Annotated in this window: 12 protein-coding genes; 5 read left to right on the top strand and 7 right to left on the bottom strand. The window is 39.4% G+C overall.

The window, feature by feature from the left end; genetic code table 11:
• Positions 1-299: 299 nt before the first annotated feature.
• Positions 300-851, bottom strand: coding sequence for a GNAT family N-acetyltransferase (locus VGE44_RS10460; RefSeq protein ID WP_331078712.1), 552 nt, complete (start codon positions 849-851; stop codon positions 300-302).
• Positions 852-877: 26 nt separating this feature from the next.
• On the bottom strand, positions 878-2,875 hold the full coding sequence (locus VGE44_RS10465) for a S9 family peptidase (RefSeq protein WP_331078714.1): 1,998 nt from the start codon (positions 2,873-2,875) through the stop codon (positions 878-880).
• Between the two features lie 1,062 nt (positions 2,876-3,937).
• Between VGE44_RS10465 and VGE44_RS10470 the strand changes: the two genes are divergently transcribed.
• Together VGE44_RS10470 and VGE44_RS10475 are read left to right on the top strand one after the other, a co-directional pair.
• A complete protein-coding gene (locus VGE44_RS10470) occupies positions 3,938-5,515 on the top strand; it encodes a serine hydrolase (protein ID WP_331078716.1) in 1,578 nt (525 codons plus the stop codon).
• Positions 5,516-5,607: 92 nt separating this feature from the next.
• The gene (locus tag VGE44_RS10475; RefSeq protein ID WP_331078718.1) at positions 5,608-6,789 is read left to right on the top strand and encodes a cystathionine gamma-synthase family protein; all 1,182 of its coding nucleotides are present in this window, start codon (positions 5,608-5,610) and stop codon (positions 6,787-6,789) included.
• 85 nt (positions 6,790-6,874) lie between these two features.
• Here the strand turns inward: VGE44_RS10475 and VGE44_RS10480 are convergent, their stop codons facing one another.
• Positions 6,875-7,546: a DUF6629 family protein gene (locus VGE44_RS10480; RefSeq protein WP_331078720.1), complete on the bottom strand. Its 672-nt coding sequence runs from the start codon at positions 7,544-7,546 to the stop codon at positions 6,875-6,877.
• 163 nt (positions 7,547-7,709) lie between these two features.
• On the opposite strand from VGE44_RS10480, the gene VGE44_RS10485 reads away from it, so the two are divergent.
• Both VGE44_RS10485 and VGE44_RS10490 read left to right on the top strand, forming a co-directional pair.
• On the top strand, positions 7,710-8,090 hold the full coding sequence (locus tag VGE44_RS10485) for a hypothetical protein (RefSeq protein ID WP_331078722.1): 381 nt from the start codon (positions 7,710-7,712) through the stop codon (positions 8,088-8,090).
• A gap of 319 nt (positions 8,091-8,409) precedes the next feature.
• Positions 8,410-9,402, top strand: coding sequence for a ligand-binding sensor domain-containing protein (locus tag VGE44_RS10490; protein WP_331078724.1), 993 nt, complete (start codon positions 8,410-8,412; stop codon positions 9,400-9,402).
• Between the two features lie 74 nt (positions 9,403-9,476).
• Here the strand turns inward: VGE44_RS10490 and VGE44_RS10495 are convergent, their stop codons facing one another.
• The 3 genes from VGE44_RS10495 to VGE44_RS10505 all read right to left on the bottom strand — a co-directional run bounded on the left by VGE44_RS10495 (position 9,477) and on the right by VGE44_RS10505 (position 15,073).
• The gene (locus VGE44_RS10495) at positions 9,477-12,068 is read right to left on the bottom strand and encodes a cation-translocating P-type ATPase (RefSeq protein ID WP_331078726.1); all 2,592 of its coding nucleotides are present in this window, start codon (positions 12,066-12,068) and stop codon (positions 9,477-9,479) included.
• An 89-nt stretch (positions 12,069-12,157) separates the two neighbouring features.
• Complete coding sequence (gene ppsA, locus VGE44_RS10500; RefSeq protein ID WP_331078728.1) at positions 12,158-14,620, bottom strand: phosphoenolpyruvate synthase; 2,463 nt, start codon at positions 14,618-14,620, stop codon at positions 12,158-12,160.
• A gap of 36 nt (positions 14,621-14,656) precedes the next feature.
• Positions 14,657-15,073, bottom strand: coding sequence for an Hsp20/alpha crystallin family protein (locus VGE44_RS10505; protein WP_331078731.1), 417 nt, complete (start codon positions 15,071-15,073; stop codon positions 14,657-14,659).
• 339 nt (positions 15,074-15,412) lie between these two features.
• On the opposite strand from VGE44_RS10505, the gene VGE44_RS10510 reads away from it, so the two are divergent.
• Complete coding sequence (locus tag VGE44_RS10510) at positions 15,413-15,592, top strand: histone H1 (protein ID WP_276363508.1); 180 nt, start codon at positions 15,413-15,415, stop codon at positions 15,590-15,592.
• An 86-nt stretch (positions 15,593-15,678) separates the two neighbouring features.
• Here VGE44_RS10510 and VGE44_RS10515 read toward each other — a convergent pair whose 3' ends face one another.
• Entirely contained in the window at positions 15,679-16,584 is a 906-nt protein-coding gene (locus VGE44_RS10515; RefSeq protein ID WP_331078735.1) for a hypothetical protein, read from the bottom strand.
• Positions 16,585-16,721: the final 137 nt, after the last annotated feature.

Raw genomic sequence — 16,721 nt, forward strand, 5'->3', positions numbered from 1 at the left:
TCAGATAAAATTTTTACTGCTACTTTTACATCGGCCATAAGGATTGCGGTTAGTGTTTCGTTTCTAGATAATTCAAAACTACTTACTGCAAACTTCTTTATGGCTTTTTTTATGCCTTGTCCTTAACTTAATGACATTGCCTGAAGGGGTCGAATGTTCACATGCGACCCCTTTAGGGTCGAAAAACGGCCTTTATTTCTTTTCTATAAACATGCGACCACCTTCGGGGTCGACGACCTGAGTGCTTTTATTCCTTCTGAATTTAAAGGAAAAGACCAATATCAACCTTCAAATGCAGTTTAATTTTTATTTAGTGTAATCTGATACAAAACACAATCCCTCAGCCTTTCATCATTAATCAGCAGCGGATGTTCAAATTCGAGGACCTTTTCCATCCCGATCTTTTTCATCACCTTTTCTGATTTCACATTGATTTTTGGTGCAATTGAAACTATTTTTTCAAGCTTCAATACTTCATTCGCGTATTCTAAACATCTTTTAGCTCCTTCACCTGCATAACCTTTATTCCACTCTTCACTGCTTAATCTCCAGCCAATGTCAATGCAGGGGGTGAATTCTGCCTCAAACAATTTTTCCGACAGTCCGATAAAACCAATGAACTCATTGTTTTCAAGTTTATCTACTGCGAAATAACAAAAGCCTTTTTCTTTAAATTGCTTTTGCATCTTTTCAATAAATTCAATTGTTTGATCTTTTGAAGCTATAGCGGGAAAGAACTCCATTACTTTTTCATCAGCATTTATTGCGGACATCAATTCAATATCACTCTCAAGCCAGTTCCTAAAGCCCAGACGCTCAGATTTGAATAAGTATTTTTGGTCAAAACCCATTTGATAAAGCTCCTTGCCTCCGATGATTAAAACCCTAATTCTTTACCCTTTAAATAATGCAACATCCAGCTCAGGGTAGTCTGGGCTGATTTAAGTGTCATTGCCGGCTCCACTGGGCCATGGGGCTGTCTTGGGAGGACAAGAAATCTAACAGGCACCCCTCTGCGTTTAAGTGCATTGTAATACATTAATCCCTGACTAAAAGGCACCCTGATATCCGCCTCGCCATGCTGCAAAAGCACAGGGGTTTTCACATTTTGCACAAATCGTAATGGGGAATGTTCGTCGTAGACTGCCCAATCTTCATAGGGTTGTTTAACCATATAGGAAGGAAGAAAACCTGGAATGTCATCGGTCAGATCCTGAGTAACCAAATCAACTACTGGTGCTCCGATGCTTGCAACTTTAAACCTGTCTGTATGCCCGACCACCCAGCTGCTCATAAAGCCTCCATAACTCCAGCCCATAACACCCATTTTATCAGGATCTGCCCATCCTTTTGAAATAGCATAATCAACCCCGGCCATCAGATCTTTGTAATCGCCACCACCCCAGTCGCGGTGATTGGCTTCCCTGAATTTTAATCCATATCCATTTGATCCTCTCGGATTTGGTCTGAGAATGAAGATGTCGTTTTCTGCTATGCCGGCAAGCGGGTAAACCGCCGAGCCTCCTACAAAACTTTCATTGAATACACCTGCCGGGCCACCATGAATATTGAGAATAAAAGGATATTTTTTACCTGCCTCATAGTTGAGCGGATAGGTTAAAAGTCCCTCAATTTCCATCCCGTCAAAACTCTTCCAGCTGATCACTTCAGTTTTTGGAACCGCTAAACCCGCCAACTCAGGATTTATAGTACTGATCTTTATTGGAGAATAACCGGAAGAACTGCTGATATAGCCATCCTGTGGTATTGATGTATTCTGAAATATAAAGCCGAAATGAGTGCCGGTATTGTTCAATTCAAGTCCGCCCAAAACGCCTTTCATCCCTGTATTCCATTCAATCGCCTGTTTCCCATCACTGCTCAGCCGAAATATTCTGGAACTGGTATGAAATGGCTCCAGTGTAAAAACTGATTTCCCATCGCTGCTCCAGCCCACTAGGTCTGCCGGACCATTCGGTGTATCCGCCAAAGTTTGAACACTGCCTGACTTAAGAGCATAAATTTTAACAGAAGTTGTACCTCCCCAAATCCCTTTTTCATCGAGGTTGTAATAGGCTATGTAATTACCATCAGGACTGAAAAGGGGTTGATTTTCACCCACCGGGGTATTTGCAATAATCTTAACTTCACCTGAACTGACATTAATCATCGATATATCGCAGAGCGTATTATCTTCAACACCTGCAGAGGCCGCATGTGCATAGGCAATCCACTGGTCATCCGGACTCCAGCTAAATGAATTTATATGTCTGTTCTCTTTACTCAATGCTGTAAGCTGAGGCATTCCATCCTTATCTTTTTTATTAAGCTGAAGCAGGTAGAGTCGTCCCTGCTTAAATTTTTCATTCATAAAATACCAGTCGTCCCCTGATTTCTTGTTTCCAGCCTCTTCTTCAGTTTCAGCATCAGCACTGGTAAATGCAATATGATTTCCTTTAGTACTCCACTTAAAATCGTTTATTCCGGTTTTAAGATCAGTTAAGCGTTCCGCTTCACCTCCACCTAAGTTCAGGAGGTACAGGTTATTCTTTCCATCACGGTTGCTGGCAAATGCGATCTGTTTTCCATCAGGGCTCCATTTGGGATTAATATTATTCTTTTCGCCATGTGTAATCTGAATAGTATTCTTTTTATTGATATCTGAAATAAATAAATGACTGATAAACACTCTTTTGCCTTCAATTGTTTTTAACTCTTTTACAGCATAAACCACCTTTCCCCCATCAGGAGATACCCTTACTGAACTGATTCCCCTGTGTTTAATAGTTTGCTCTGGCGACCAGTTGCTTTTTGTTTGAGCGTTGATGTTGCTAAGCCCGAGGATTAGGAGGCTGATTAAGGAAATTTTTTTCATGGGAATGATTATAGTGGAGAATCGTTGAATATGTTTATACTAATATAAACTATTATGGTTATTAAGTAGCAGGTGAATTCTTAACGTAATAAATCAGATTTATTCACAAATTGAATCCATTACTGTCTGGTTAAATTGAGTAATATTCAGTATATCCCTATTTAGGCTTTTCTAATGAATATTTTAGCTAATTTCAAAATAAACAGCCCCGCTCAACCTTGCCTCCCTCCATTGCCGGGGGGCGAATTCGTTACTCACCAGCTTTTAATGTTTTTTAAGGTGTTCATGCTTTCGCCGCTGAAGGGCGGCTCAGGTTTGAAGGCCAAAAGGAACAAAAGCCTTCTTCAATCCCTAGGTGCCTTGGTCACAAGCCCCTGCGCATCAAAAAAAAGCGATCGCTGCTTTTGGGGGATATCTAATTATGAAAGCATTCCGGTTATGATCCCAAAATCGGATGCTCGGATGTGCTGTTTGAATGAGTCTGCTTCTTTTTTTTGATTTTGCTGGCACAGGTCCCGGTTTTAAACCGGGAGAATCGTTCTTCGGTTTATCCAATTTGATATGAACGGTCTTTGGGATAGTGCGTTGGCATACAACCGTTCATGAATTACTGGTATTGCCGATTGCAGGGACCGGCATTTCGGGATTTGGCAGGAAAGGCGCACTTTTTCCCTTCAGTGACATTCATAAGTCCCTACAGTAAAGCAATCCGGAGAAGTGTTGCAGATTCATTCATCACTTAGACTACCAAAAACACGGCTTGGATTGCGCCGATGGGAAAAAGTGTGGATTTACAATGCCGAAGGCATGGCTTTGCCACAAATACCGGGAAGCCGCGGCTCTTTTGCTTAATTCCCAGCTGCAGGGAAATTAAGTGCCCTTCCGCCGCAAAGGCGGTCTGATTTTGATATTAAGCATAAATTTAATTTTTGACGGACACTAGTGAATTGAATCATTCTTTCTGTAAGCAGTTTGATTTTTTGGGACTCATAATATTTATCGGGAATTCGAAAATTATCACAATCTTCAAGCCTGTATTTTAACAAGCATACAAATCCGAATATGGTAATCAAGCAAACTTTCAGAAATCTCTTACTTCTATTATCAGTTCTGACTTCATCAATGCAGGCAGGGGCTCAGCAGGAGAATTTGCCTCCTGGTCTTGACCAGTATATTGAGAAGGTATTAAAAACTTTTGAAGTTCCGGGAATAAGTGTTTCAATTGTAAAGGATGGCAAAGTACTGCTTGCGAAAGGTTATGGCATTAAAAAACTCGGCGGGAATGATCGGGTGGATGCAAATACGCTTTTTTCAATTGCATCAAATTCAAAAGCGTTTACTGCTACCGCATTGGCTATGCTGGTTGAAGAGGGCAAGTTAAAATGGGATGATCGGGTAATTGATCATTTGCCATGGTTTAAAATGGCCGATTCCTATGTTACTACAAACCTAACAGTCAGAGACCTTTTGGTTCATCACAGCGGACTTTTAGCCTATTCAGGGGACCTTATGTTGTTTCCCCCCTCAACCTATTCGAGAAGAGAGATTTTAGGAAAACTTCAGAAACTGCCCCTGGTTCATGATTTCAGAAGTACTTATGCTTATGATAATATCTTATATCTGGCAGCAGGAGAAGTGATTAAGGTGCTAAGCGGCAGAGAATGGGAAGATTTTGTTAAAGAACGGATTTTTGATAAGGTGGGTATGCCGGGGAGTGTTTCCAGGCATTCAGAATTTGGGAGCAGGCAAAATATTTCTGCTGCACATGACAGGATAGGAGGCAAAGTCGGACTGGTTGAGGATTATATGGAGCAGAATATCGGGGATGCGAGTAATCCGGCAGGAGGGATTCTTTCCAATGCTAATGATATGTCAAACTGGATGATCACCCAGCTGGATTCAGGCAGAACACCATCTCATGAGGTATTATTTAAACCTGCAAGTACCATGCAATTATGGAAAGTGATCAGGCCGATACCTGTCAGCAAAGTATCAGCAGGGCTGAAACCTGCGCAAATGGATTTCTTTGGATATGCTCTGGGTTTTAGAGCCTATAATTATCAAAAATACAAAGTGGTTGGGCATGGTGGTAAGTTGGGTGGTTTTGTTTCGCAGGTGGCTATGGTTCCCGACCTTAAGCTCGGGATAAGCGTATTAACCAATCAGGAATCAACCGCGGCTTACTGGTCAATTATTTATCATGTACTGGATTATTATGAGAATAATCCAAAATTTGACTGGCTGAAAGCTTTTAGTGATGAACAGGTTTCATCTGCGGCAAGACTGAAAGAATCCCAAAATAAAAATCTGATTAAGGCTGATCCGGCAGGCAAATACGATCTTTCAATTGCAAAACTGGCTGGTAATTACAAAGATGAGGTTTATGGGGATGTTCTATTGATTCCTTCAGGAGATGGTTTGCTGATGGAATTTAAGCAATTACCACACCTCAATGCATCGCTTAAGTATTTTCAGTATAATAGTTTTATTGCGACTTTGAAAAATAAGAGCTTAAAGGCCGATTCATACGTTACATTTGCATTAAATGCTGACGGATCTGTTGATCAGGTAAAGCTAAAGATCATTGATCCGGATTCAGATCTCACTTTTCATGATGTTCTGCTCAAGCCTGCCAGGTAATCTACGGCCGTAATCATTTTGTTGATTTAATTTACAGGTCATACCAGATTTGGAATTACCGAATGGGTGTGATGATATATCAGAATAAAAATATGGAAAATAGAAAATTCAGTAAAGCTACTGATGCAGTTTGGGCCGGAGAAGACAATCCTTACTTCAAAGAGGCTGTTACAACACCAATAGTAAATAGCGTTGCTTTTGCTTACAAAGATCTTGATGAATGGTACGACGTATCAACCGGGAAATCAGATGGTTTTATATATAGCCGTAATACGAACCCTACCGTGGCATCACTGGAAGAGAAAATCAGAGTATTGGAAGGTGCGGAGGCAGCTACAGCTTTTGCAACCGGTATGGCTGCAATCAGCAATACTCTTTTTACGTTTTTAAAGCCGGGCAAAAGGGTAGTTTCTGTTAAGGATACCTATGGCGGTACAAGCAAACTTTTTCTTGATTTCTTCCCGGCATACAATGTAGAGGTTAAACTTTGCGAAACCGGAAATCATGAGGAACTGGAATATGAGATTGCAAAAGGATGTGATCTGGTTTACCTTGAAACCCCAACCAATCCTACCTTGAAGATCATTGATATCAAACGTATTGCCCTTGCTGCAAAAAATGTCGGTGCTGTTGTGGTTGTGGATAATACTTTTGCTACACCGATTAACCAGAATCCATTGGATCTGGGAGCAGATTTGGTATTGCATAGTGCTACAAAATACCTATGTGGTCATTCTGATGCAATGGGCGGTGTATTGGCAGGGAGCAGGGAGTTAGTACAGAAGGTATTTCATTTCCGGGAAATCAATGGAGCCAGTCTGCAGGCCGACCCGGCCTATATGATCGCCAGAGGGATGAAAACACTCGAATTGAGGATCTCCAGACAAAATGAATCGGCAATGAAGATCGCAAATTATCTTAATGGACACTCAAAAGTTAGTCAGGTATTTTATCCCGGACTGGAGACACATACAGGTCATGAAATTGCTAAATCTCAAATGCGGGGTTTTGGTGGGATGTTAAGTTTTGCACTTGATGGAGGTTATGATCTGGTAGAAAAATTCCTGCCTTCGCTTAAGCTTGTGCATCTTGCTGCAAGCCTTGGTTCGGTGAGTACCCTGGCAGGTCCGCCACGCACTACAAGCCATGTAGAATTAACTGAAGAGCAGCGTGCCCTGTTGGGTATTCCCGAAAGTTTGATTCGTTACTCCGTAGGAATCGAATCAGTCGATGATCTTTTAACGGATCTCGAGACTGCTTTGAAGAAAATATAGTAGCTGATAAGACATACAAAGTGATAATACAGCCGGAAAACACGATCGTGTTTTCCGGCTGTATTATATAAACTTACACCTTAAATTAAGCCCGGGCAATTTCCGCTTTTGAGGCTCTTTCTTTTTTGCTCCTGAGAATTACTGCAAGGATCACAAAACTGATTAGTGCAGCGAAATAACACCAGACTGAAATTACATTTTGCCCGTACAGGATGCGGGTGAACAGATAAGAACAAAGTACAATAACACCTACAAATCTTAGTCTCCTGATACTTGAAATAAATGGGGAAACACCGGTAGCGATTATATAGAGTGCACCTCCAAACCAACGATTTGCAGGCGGGAAATCGAGATCATACCTGATATGAGAATGTAATATCTCTGAACTAACAGAATACATCAACATTCCATAGCCTAAAAAAAGTGCCTGAACTGAACCTGTGATCGTCAAAAAAAGGAGCATCTTCCTGCGTTTCTGTTCTTTCTCAAGTAACATGATCGAAAAGGGAATAAAGAAAGGCCAGACTACCTGGGCAAAGACCAGGAAACCATAAGTCGCTGATTTACCCCATTCGGAATATTCAGGATTCAACAATGAAATCCAGACGAATCCTTCTAAACCCTGCTGTAATGACAACATCAATGGGATAGAAGAAAGCAGTCTTTGAGGGCTTGTTTCTGAATTCTTAATGCAAACACCTCCGATAATTAATAAAACTGCTGCTGAGCCAAAACTTGCTGTTGGAGAAAAGCACATAATTTTCTTTGGTTTAACTCCTGAAACATGGCGGGAGGCTTAATAAATATACTCATTTAATTGCATTCCAAAGGGGGTGCAAAAATAGAGAATATGAGTAAAATCATGAAAATACCTGCCTAAAGTCATTCTATAGATCTGGCTTATTAGTTAAAATTGCTTTATGAAAGAGATCAATATAAAACACATCAACAACCTGCATAGTGATGCACTGAGAAGTTTGGATTTTTATAAACAAGAGATCACTATACTTACAAAGCGTCTTGAAGAGATTGCAGCTGATAATACCGGTCATGAAATAGCTGAAAAGGTAGAACATTTTCAGAATCAGTTTCTGATTCAGCGTAATAATATCGATGAATTGAAACATCGTATACATGAAAATTTAAATAAGATAGAGAGTCAGGTAAAAGAATCCGCAGGATTTATCTCACAGTCGAGTGCAGCAGAGAATGTTGAATTATATGATCAGTATCTTACTGAAGAGAAGATTATTAATGAGCTCAGGCAGGAGTTTAACCGCTTTGCTTCCAAATGGATGTAATTGTTGATTTTTAATATGTTGTTAAGTGTTTCCTGATCATTTTATGATCAGGAGGGGGTCAGCTCTATAGAGCTGACTTTTTTTTGCGATAATTTTCACATCCCTGGAGAATGCATGAGTGAAAACTCTATGGACCACGAAGGACTGATGCCAGCGATCCCGATCCTTAAATATTGAAATTACCTTTCAGTGTCAATAAGAAATTACCAAACACTTATGATTTCCCCCAAACAAAATTTCCTTAATAACCTCTCTATTTCCCTGCTCTGATGTAGCATTAGATCATAAATACTCGTCTAATAGGTAATAGACATTCTGTATGAAAACTTCAATTTATTCGATTTTACTAATTACACTTATTGTTTCATCCTGTAAAAAGGATAAAACAATAATCCTTAATGATGAAGTAAATAAGCCTGAATTTCCGGAATGGGTGATTTACAATAAAAGTAATTCAAGTTTAAGGGATAACCAGATTAATGCGATCTGCATTGATAATCATGATGTGAAGTGGCTTGGTACAGCCAATGGACTTATCCGTATCAATGCTGATTCCTGGGATTCCTTTAGTTCCGCAAATTCTCTGCTTCCCTCTAATTACATCAGGGCAATTACTGTTACTGATCAGGGGATCGTTTGGGTAGGTACAGATAGAGGCCTTGCGAGCTACGATGGTCAAAAATGGTCCTTGTTTGATACCAGCAATAGTGTTTTAGCAAGTAATTCAATTACCTGCATCACTTACGATCAAAAGAATGGACGGGTATGGATTGGTACAGATGAAGGCATTGTCAGGATCGATAAAGATGGCCAATGGACTTTAATCTATCTTACAGATCTTGTAATCTCACTTACCTGTGATCGGAATGGCAATCTATGGGCCGGTACCTTTAATCCATTTTCTTTTACAGGCAAGATCAAACAATATAAAGATGGTAAATGGACTAGTTTTATTTTGCCGGATATTGGATATCCCTCAGCCTGGCCATATTCGCTTGCCTCTGATATGAATAATAATCTGTTAGCCGTTTTAAGTGGTACCGCTGTTAAAACCCTTGTTCGTTTTGACGGGAATTCCTGGCAGGAGGTTGAGGGGCCGCATGATGCTTACGGATTAAAGTCCTTACTGATAGATGGTTCCGTTTTATGGGTAGGAGGGACCAGGCTTTCTGTTTTTGGTTCAGTACAAAATAAGAGCATAAGTATGCCGGGAATCAATTCAGGGATACTCGCAATGGCTAAAGATAAATATGGTAGAAAATGGCTCGGCACCCTGAGTGATGGTCTTGTTGTTTATACCCAAAGAAAATGATAAGCAAAGATTCTTTCTTAAGGTTTTCTATCTGCCAGCGTCAAAATTCGTTCTCTAAGCTCTGGCTACTATCCTTATTTTACTTTATGCCCTTTTTTAATCCGTTTTTTTATAATTTTTTCAAACTCAACCGCCCAGAATACAATAGCGGAGGCAGCAATGGTAATCAGCAATTCATAGATTGGTAATGGCTGTGTTCTGAAGATTGGGTTAAAAAATGGCATATAAATGATCATGAATTGAAGTGAAACAGTTCCCAGTAATGCTGTGAGCATTGGCTTGTTTGAAAACACTCCGATTTTAAATATGGAATCTCTTTTTGAGCGTATGGCCATCACATGTCCCAGCTGACTGAAGCATAAAACAGAGAATGCCATAGTCTGTCCATAAGGGTTGTTGTTATGTACAGCCCATGCCTGAATTCCCAGGGTAACCAGTCCCATCAATAATCCAACCCATAGAATATGCCAGGCCATGCTTCCCCCGAAAATATTTTTTGAAGGATCATGCGGCGGGCGTTTCATTATGTTTGTTTCTGCAGGTTCTGAAGCCAGTGCCAGGCCAGGAAGCCCGTCGGTTATCAGGTTTATCCATAAAATATGAATGGCAAGCAGTGGAATCGGAAGCCCCAGAAATGGAGCAAGCGAAATGGCCCAGATCTCACCGGAATTTCCGGTCATTATGTATTTGATGAACTTTAAAATATTGTCATAGATTCTTCGGCCACGCCGGATGGCTTTAATTATAGTGGCAAAATTATCATCAAGCAGAATCATGTGAGCGGCCTGTTTTGAGACTTCAGTGCCATTAATTCCCATTGCAATGCCGATATCTGCATTTTTCAAGGCCGGTGCATCATTAACACCATCGCCGGTCATAGCAACAAAATTATTCTTGCCCTGTAATGCCTGGATTATTCTTAATTTTTGTTCAGGGTTAACCCGGGCATAAACACAGACTTTTTCAACGACCGAATTGAAGTCTGATTCACTTAGATCAGATAATTCAGCCCCTGTCATAACCAGATCATCTTCAGAACTGATAATTCCCAGATCAGTGGCAATAGCTGCAGCGGTTAGTTTATGATCACCGGTGATCATTACGGGCTTGATCCCTGCATCCTTACATTGAGATATGGCCTGTTTGGCTTCTTCACGCGGAGGATCGATCATCCCCGCAAATCCAATCATTGTTAAAGATGATTCCAGCTCTTTTGGATTTATTTTATCCGGCATTTTAGGCAAAAGCTTGTAGGCATAGCCCAGCACACGATGCCCGCTGGCAGACATGGCATTTTGTTCTTCTTCAAATTTGGTATGCCCGTTCCCGTTTTGATAGGTCAATTTTCCAAGTAAGACATCCATACCCCCCTTCGTAATCATGATTATTCCATCTCCTGCCTGATGAAATGTACTCATGCATTTTCGCTGAGAATCAAAGGGAATCTCAGCTATCCTGGGAAATTCTTTTTCTAATTCTGGCTTATCATACCCCTTTGAGGAGGCATATTGAACCAATGCAAGTTCAGTAGAATCACCAAGCCATTCCCCTTTATCACTTTTCAGAATATCATTATTCAATGCCATGGCAGAAAGGAGATTGTTCTTTTCAGCCGAAAAGATTGCCTTAACCTTATGTTCAGCTTCATAAGTCTTTCTGACTGTCATCTTATTGATGGTCAGTGTGCCGGTCTTATCTGTGCAGATATAACTTACCGAGCCCAGGGTTTCAACAGCAGGAAGTTTACGGATGAGCACATGCTGTTTAACCAGTTTCTTAGCCCCCAGTGCAAGTGAAATAGTAACTAATGCAGGCAGAGCTTCAGGAATCGCAGCCACAGCAAGCGAAATAGATATTAGAAGCATTTCTGTAAGGCCCTCTCCCCTTAACCATCCTGAAATAAATATTATTGCACAGATCAGCAGAATAATAAGGGAAAGACGTTTGCCAAATGCAGAAAGCCGCTTTTGAAGAGGGGTACTGTTATCTGCAATCTGAATCATTGATGCAATATGTCCGAGTTCAGTTTGCATTCCGGTTTCTACAACAATGGCCGTCCCATGCCCGCTATTGATGAACGTACCCTTGAAGCCCATATTGGTCCTGTCGGCAAGTACTAAATCTTTGGATTCCAGTTTTTTAATATTCTTCTCCACATTTTCAGACTCACCGGTAAGTGCAGATTCATCTACTTTCAGAGATTGAACTTTAATGAACCGGATATCAGCAGGTATAACATCTCCAGCTTCCAGAAGGATCACATCACCTGGTACAAGTTCTTCCGCGTTTATTTTTACGGCTTTCTGATTTCGCAGAACAATTGCATGGCTGCTCGACATGTTTTTCAAAGCCTCCATTGCTTTTTCAGCACGGTACTCCTGAATGAATCCCGCCAGAGCATTGAGAATAATTATGGTAAGAATGATTATGGTATCGGTTATGTCACCGGCAATACCCGAAATTAGTGCAGCTATGATCAGAATAATGATCATAAAATCGCTGATCTGATGAAGTATTATACTCCAGATAGTTTTCTTTTTACCTTCCTGAATTACATTTTGCCCGGCTTTTGAAAGAAGTAATTCTGCTTTGTTCTGATCCAGGCCTGAGGCTGAACTATCCAGTAATTTATAAACGTCAGAAATGCTTGAATTATGCCAGTTCATTAAACCAAATTTAGCAGGTTTTTAAACCGGATTATTACGGTTCAATAAAAGAGTAATAAAAATCCTTGTAGATCTAAAATCAGGAGATATTATTTTTTCTTATTCTCGGCCCTGTTCATATTTTCAATACCCTTTATTAGTGCATCGGGATTAAATGAAATACTGTCGATTTCTTCCTGAACCAGAAATTCTGCAAATGCGGGAATATCACTTGGTGCCTGACCGCAAAGACCTACCTTGATATGATTTCGCTTTGCAGCTCTAATTGCCTCCCGGATCAGGCCTTTTACAGCAGAATTCTCCTCATTGAATAAATAACTTACCAGACTGGAATCGCGGTCGATGCCTAATGTAAGCTGAGTCAGGTCATTTGATCCAATAGAAAAGCCATCAAAGAGTTTTGCAAATTCATCAGCGAGTAATACATTACTTGGAATCTCAATCATGACATAAACTTCCAGGCCGTCCTTACCCTGCACCAAACCATTGGTCTTCATTTCCTTCAATACTTTTTCACCTTCTTCTATTGTCCGGCAGAATGGAATCATCAATTTTACATTTTTAAGCCCCATTTCTTCCCTTACTTTTTTCATTGCCCTGCATTCCAGTGCAAATCCTTTGCGGTAAAAATCGCTGTAATAACGGGATGCTCCGCGGAGTCCAATCATTGGATTTTCTTCATGAGGTTCAAAGTATTTGCCACCTAAAAGATTGGCATATTCATTACTCTTAAAATCGCTGAGCCTTACAATGACATCATTAGGGTAAAATGCTGCTGCCACCAATGCAACGGATTCAGCAAGGCGGTCAACAAAGTAGTCCTTGCCGTCTTTATAATTTTTTGTCAGATCACTGATCTCTTTTTGTAAAGCCTTGTCCTTAATCTTTTCAGGTTCACATAATGCGAGCGGATGAATCCGGATACTGTTTGAGATCGCAAATTCAAGTCTCAACAATCCAACACCTTTATTTGGGTAAGAACTTAATTCAAATGCCCTGTCTGGATCTGCCAGAATAAACATAGCCGAAGTTTCAGGTAATTTAAGTCCGCTGAAATCCTGTTCATTCACAGTCCATTTTAACAAACCCTCATAAATATGTCCGTCCTTTCCGTCAGCACAGGAAACAGTGATCTCATCTCCTGACTTAATTGCTTCTGTGGCATTGCCTGACCCAACCACGGCTACAGTACCAAGTTCACGGGCTACAATAGCAGCATGGCTTGTTCGGCCACCCTTATTAGTAACAATGGCAGCTGCTTTCTTCAAAATCGGGTCCCAATCAGGGTTAGTAATGTCTGTTACGAGTATTTCACCTTGCAGCAACTGATCGCCTTCAAGCGGGCTCCTCAAAATTCTTGCCTTTCCTGAAGCGATTTTATCTCCAAGAGCAATTCCGCTCGCCAGAAGTTTGCTCTTTTCACTTAGTTTGAAGATTTCATGAACCTGTTTTTTCCCTTTAGCATGAACAGTTTCTGGTCTGGCCTGGACAATATAAAGCTGCTGGTTAAGGCCGTCTTTCGCCCATTCTATATCCATGGCCTTTCCGTAATGTTCTTCAATCTGGAGACACCACCTGGCCAGAAGAATGACTTCTGATCTGTTTAGTGAAAGTTCATTTTTCTTTTCTTCGGATGTGTCATAATTTATGATCGTCTTTTCAGCAGAAAGTTTATCTGCTTTATCAGCATAGACCATTGTAAACTCTTTTTTCCCGCAATGGTTCCTCAGTATCGGATCGTATTTACCATCTTTTAACATGGGTTTAAAAACAGTCCATTCATCTGGTGTAACCCTTCCCTGGACAATATTTTCGCCCAGGCCCCATATACTGTTGATGACTATGGTATTTTTAAAGCCAGAATCCGGATCTATTGTAAATGCAACTCCTGATGAAGCCTTATCACTTCGTACCATTTGCTGAACTCCTGCAGAAATGGCAATATCCATGTCCATAAAGCCCATATCATGGCGGTATTTTATAGCCCGGTCTGTAAATAATGAGATATAACAGCGATGAATAGCGTCAAGTAATTGTTCCACGCCGCTAATATTCAGAAAGGACTCCATTCTTCCTGCAAAGCTCGCTGTAGGGAGATCTTCTGCAGTGGCACTGCTTCTTACTGCAACATCCAATACCTTAATTCCACATTGTTCACATAGATTAAAGTAGGCTTCTTCACACTCCTTCTTTATTTTTTCGGGAAGCACCGACTTACTTATTAGTTCCCGTGCTTTTTCTCCGATTGAACTGAGATTTGATAGGTTTTTTCTGTCTAATGATTCCAATAAGTCATTCAGTGCTTGTTCAATTTTATTTTCTTTTCTGAATAGTCTGTAAGCATCAGCACTTAGGGCAAATCCATCAGGGATGTTTATGCCTTTAGATGAAAGTTGATTGAACATTTCACCCAGCGAAGCATTTTTCCCGCCAACCTTTGGCAGGTCCCCGATGCTAATCTTATTGAAAGGGATTACATAATCAAATAATTGCATATTGTATCTTGTAAAATAGGATTTCAGGAAAATATAGGTAGGTTGGATCTTTAACAAGAGAGCCGGATTGAAAAGAATCCGGCTCTCTTAATTTTAGGATACCTTGATCTGCTTTTTCTCTATTTGTTTAGCTTCTTCTTTTTTCCCGATTTGGATTTTTAAAAGGCCGTCTTCATAATTTGCCTTTACCTGATCTTTATTAACAGTATCGGGTAATAAAAATGAACGGCTAAATGATGAGTAGCTAAACTCTCTTTTTGTATAGTGTTCTTTTTCCTCTTTTTGCTCCACTTCCTTTTCAGCGCTGATTGTTAAAGTGCTATTATCAATGTCAATCTTAAAGTCCTCTTTTTTAAGCCCTGGTGCACTTAACTCAATTTTGAATTCTTTGCCATTCTCAATAATGTTTACAGATGGGGTTCGACTTACTAATTCATTTGGGAAAATGTCAAAAAAATGTTCATTGTCAAAAAAATCTGTAAGCAAGTTTTTTCTTTTTGTTAGTGTCATGATTTGTACCTCCTTAATGATTTTATAGGTTAATTATTGCCTGAAATTAAGAGTTATACCCTGTTTACTAATTGATAATGAGCAATAAAAAAAATGATTGATATCACCTAAAAGATTGCTATGCGATTTAATTAATAAAATTTTTCCATCAAGATAATTTACTTTACTAAATTGAAATTTAGTAAAGTAGTACGATAGCTAAATGAACATTTTAAGACCAGGTTCTATAGTCAATTTCAGAAATTCTGTTAAAATAACGACAGGCTCGAAAAAAATTACAAAAATGACTTGTCATTTTCTGTAATTAAATTAGATTTGTTTAACCTAAAAAATATAACGATGGACAAATTTACAAAAATGAAAGATTTGCTAGCTTCAGTTGAAGTTGATGCAAACAAATTCTACAATTCAGGTAACAGTGCAGCCGGAACAAGAGTTCGTAAAGGAATGCAGGATTTGAAAAATCTTGCTCAAGAGATCAGAAATGAAGTTACTGAGAAAAAAAATAGTGCTAAATAATTTTTCTCACTGTTTTAGATAATAAAAAAGCCCTTCCAATTTTTGGGAGGGCTTTTTTATTGCAACAGAACCATTCCTTTTATTTATTAATTAGGACCAAATGGATCATTTTGACCATTTTTCAGATATTTTTTTTCAAGCAGAATATCGATTGTTCTGTTCAAATATTCTAAGAGGTCCTCATTCTTGCTTAAATAATCATGATAACTGGAGACGAAATGATGAAGTTCCATTATCAGAAGCTGTACTAATTCCCGGTTTGATGTAGAGAGAATATCCTCACTTATAAAAAGAATGTTGCTTCTTATAATTGTATCAATCTCCAGGCGTCCCAAAAACCTAAGATAAATCCTGATCAGCTCAATTTTATTGAATTTATTCCGTGCTTTCAGGCGTTGTTTAATAAAAGCAAGATCATTTATATCGCCTTCATTCTGAAATATTTCAGCTATGGCAATGTCAAGATTTCCGCTCGATGTCTCAGTTCTGAATTTGGCCATTTGATAAGCTTTTTCCTTATCCAGCTTGTAAAGGCCTCTTAAACCCGCCGATGATTCCTTTGATCCTTTTAATAAAGAGGTTGAAAAAAACAGATCATAATTATCTTTATCATCAAGTTCAGACAATCTTTCAAGAGCAAGAGTCCTCAATTGTAATTTCTCGTCATTCTTTGCTATATCCTTCAAACAATCTTTTATCTGAGAATCAATTACACCTGAGAAATTAAAATGTTGCAGAACATAAACTTTTACCTGAGAGCAAAAATCTTTCAGGGCATCGGCCAAAATTTCCTCCGGAAAACTATACTTTCCATTAACACTAATAAGATATTTTATAGCTTCAAGCCTTTCCTGATAGTTTTTTGAGGTGTAAAACTGTTCAACAAACTTGTCAGTCAGAGCTTGACCCTCATTCGTCAGCATTCTCAGGAACCCTCTGGTGTACCTGCTACTATAACGTTCTGATTTGACAGAATTTTCATTATTCATCATTAGAGCTTTTATTTATTTTACGCTAAATCTTTGAATCAGAACGCACAATAAATTACGTTTTAAAGTTAGACGAAAGAATTTTTATAATGTTGCAACTGATATTTTTTATTGTAAAAAAAATGTTACAAACACTGCAT

This window comes from Daejeonella sp. (genome assembly GCF_036405355.1).
Lineage (GTDB): Bacteria > Bacteroidota > Bacteroidia > Sphingobacteriales > Sphingobacteriaceae > Daejeonella.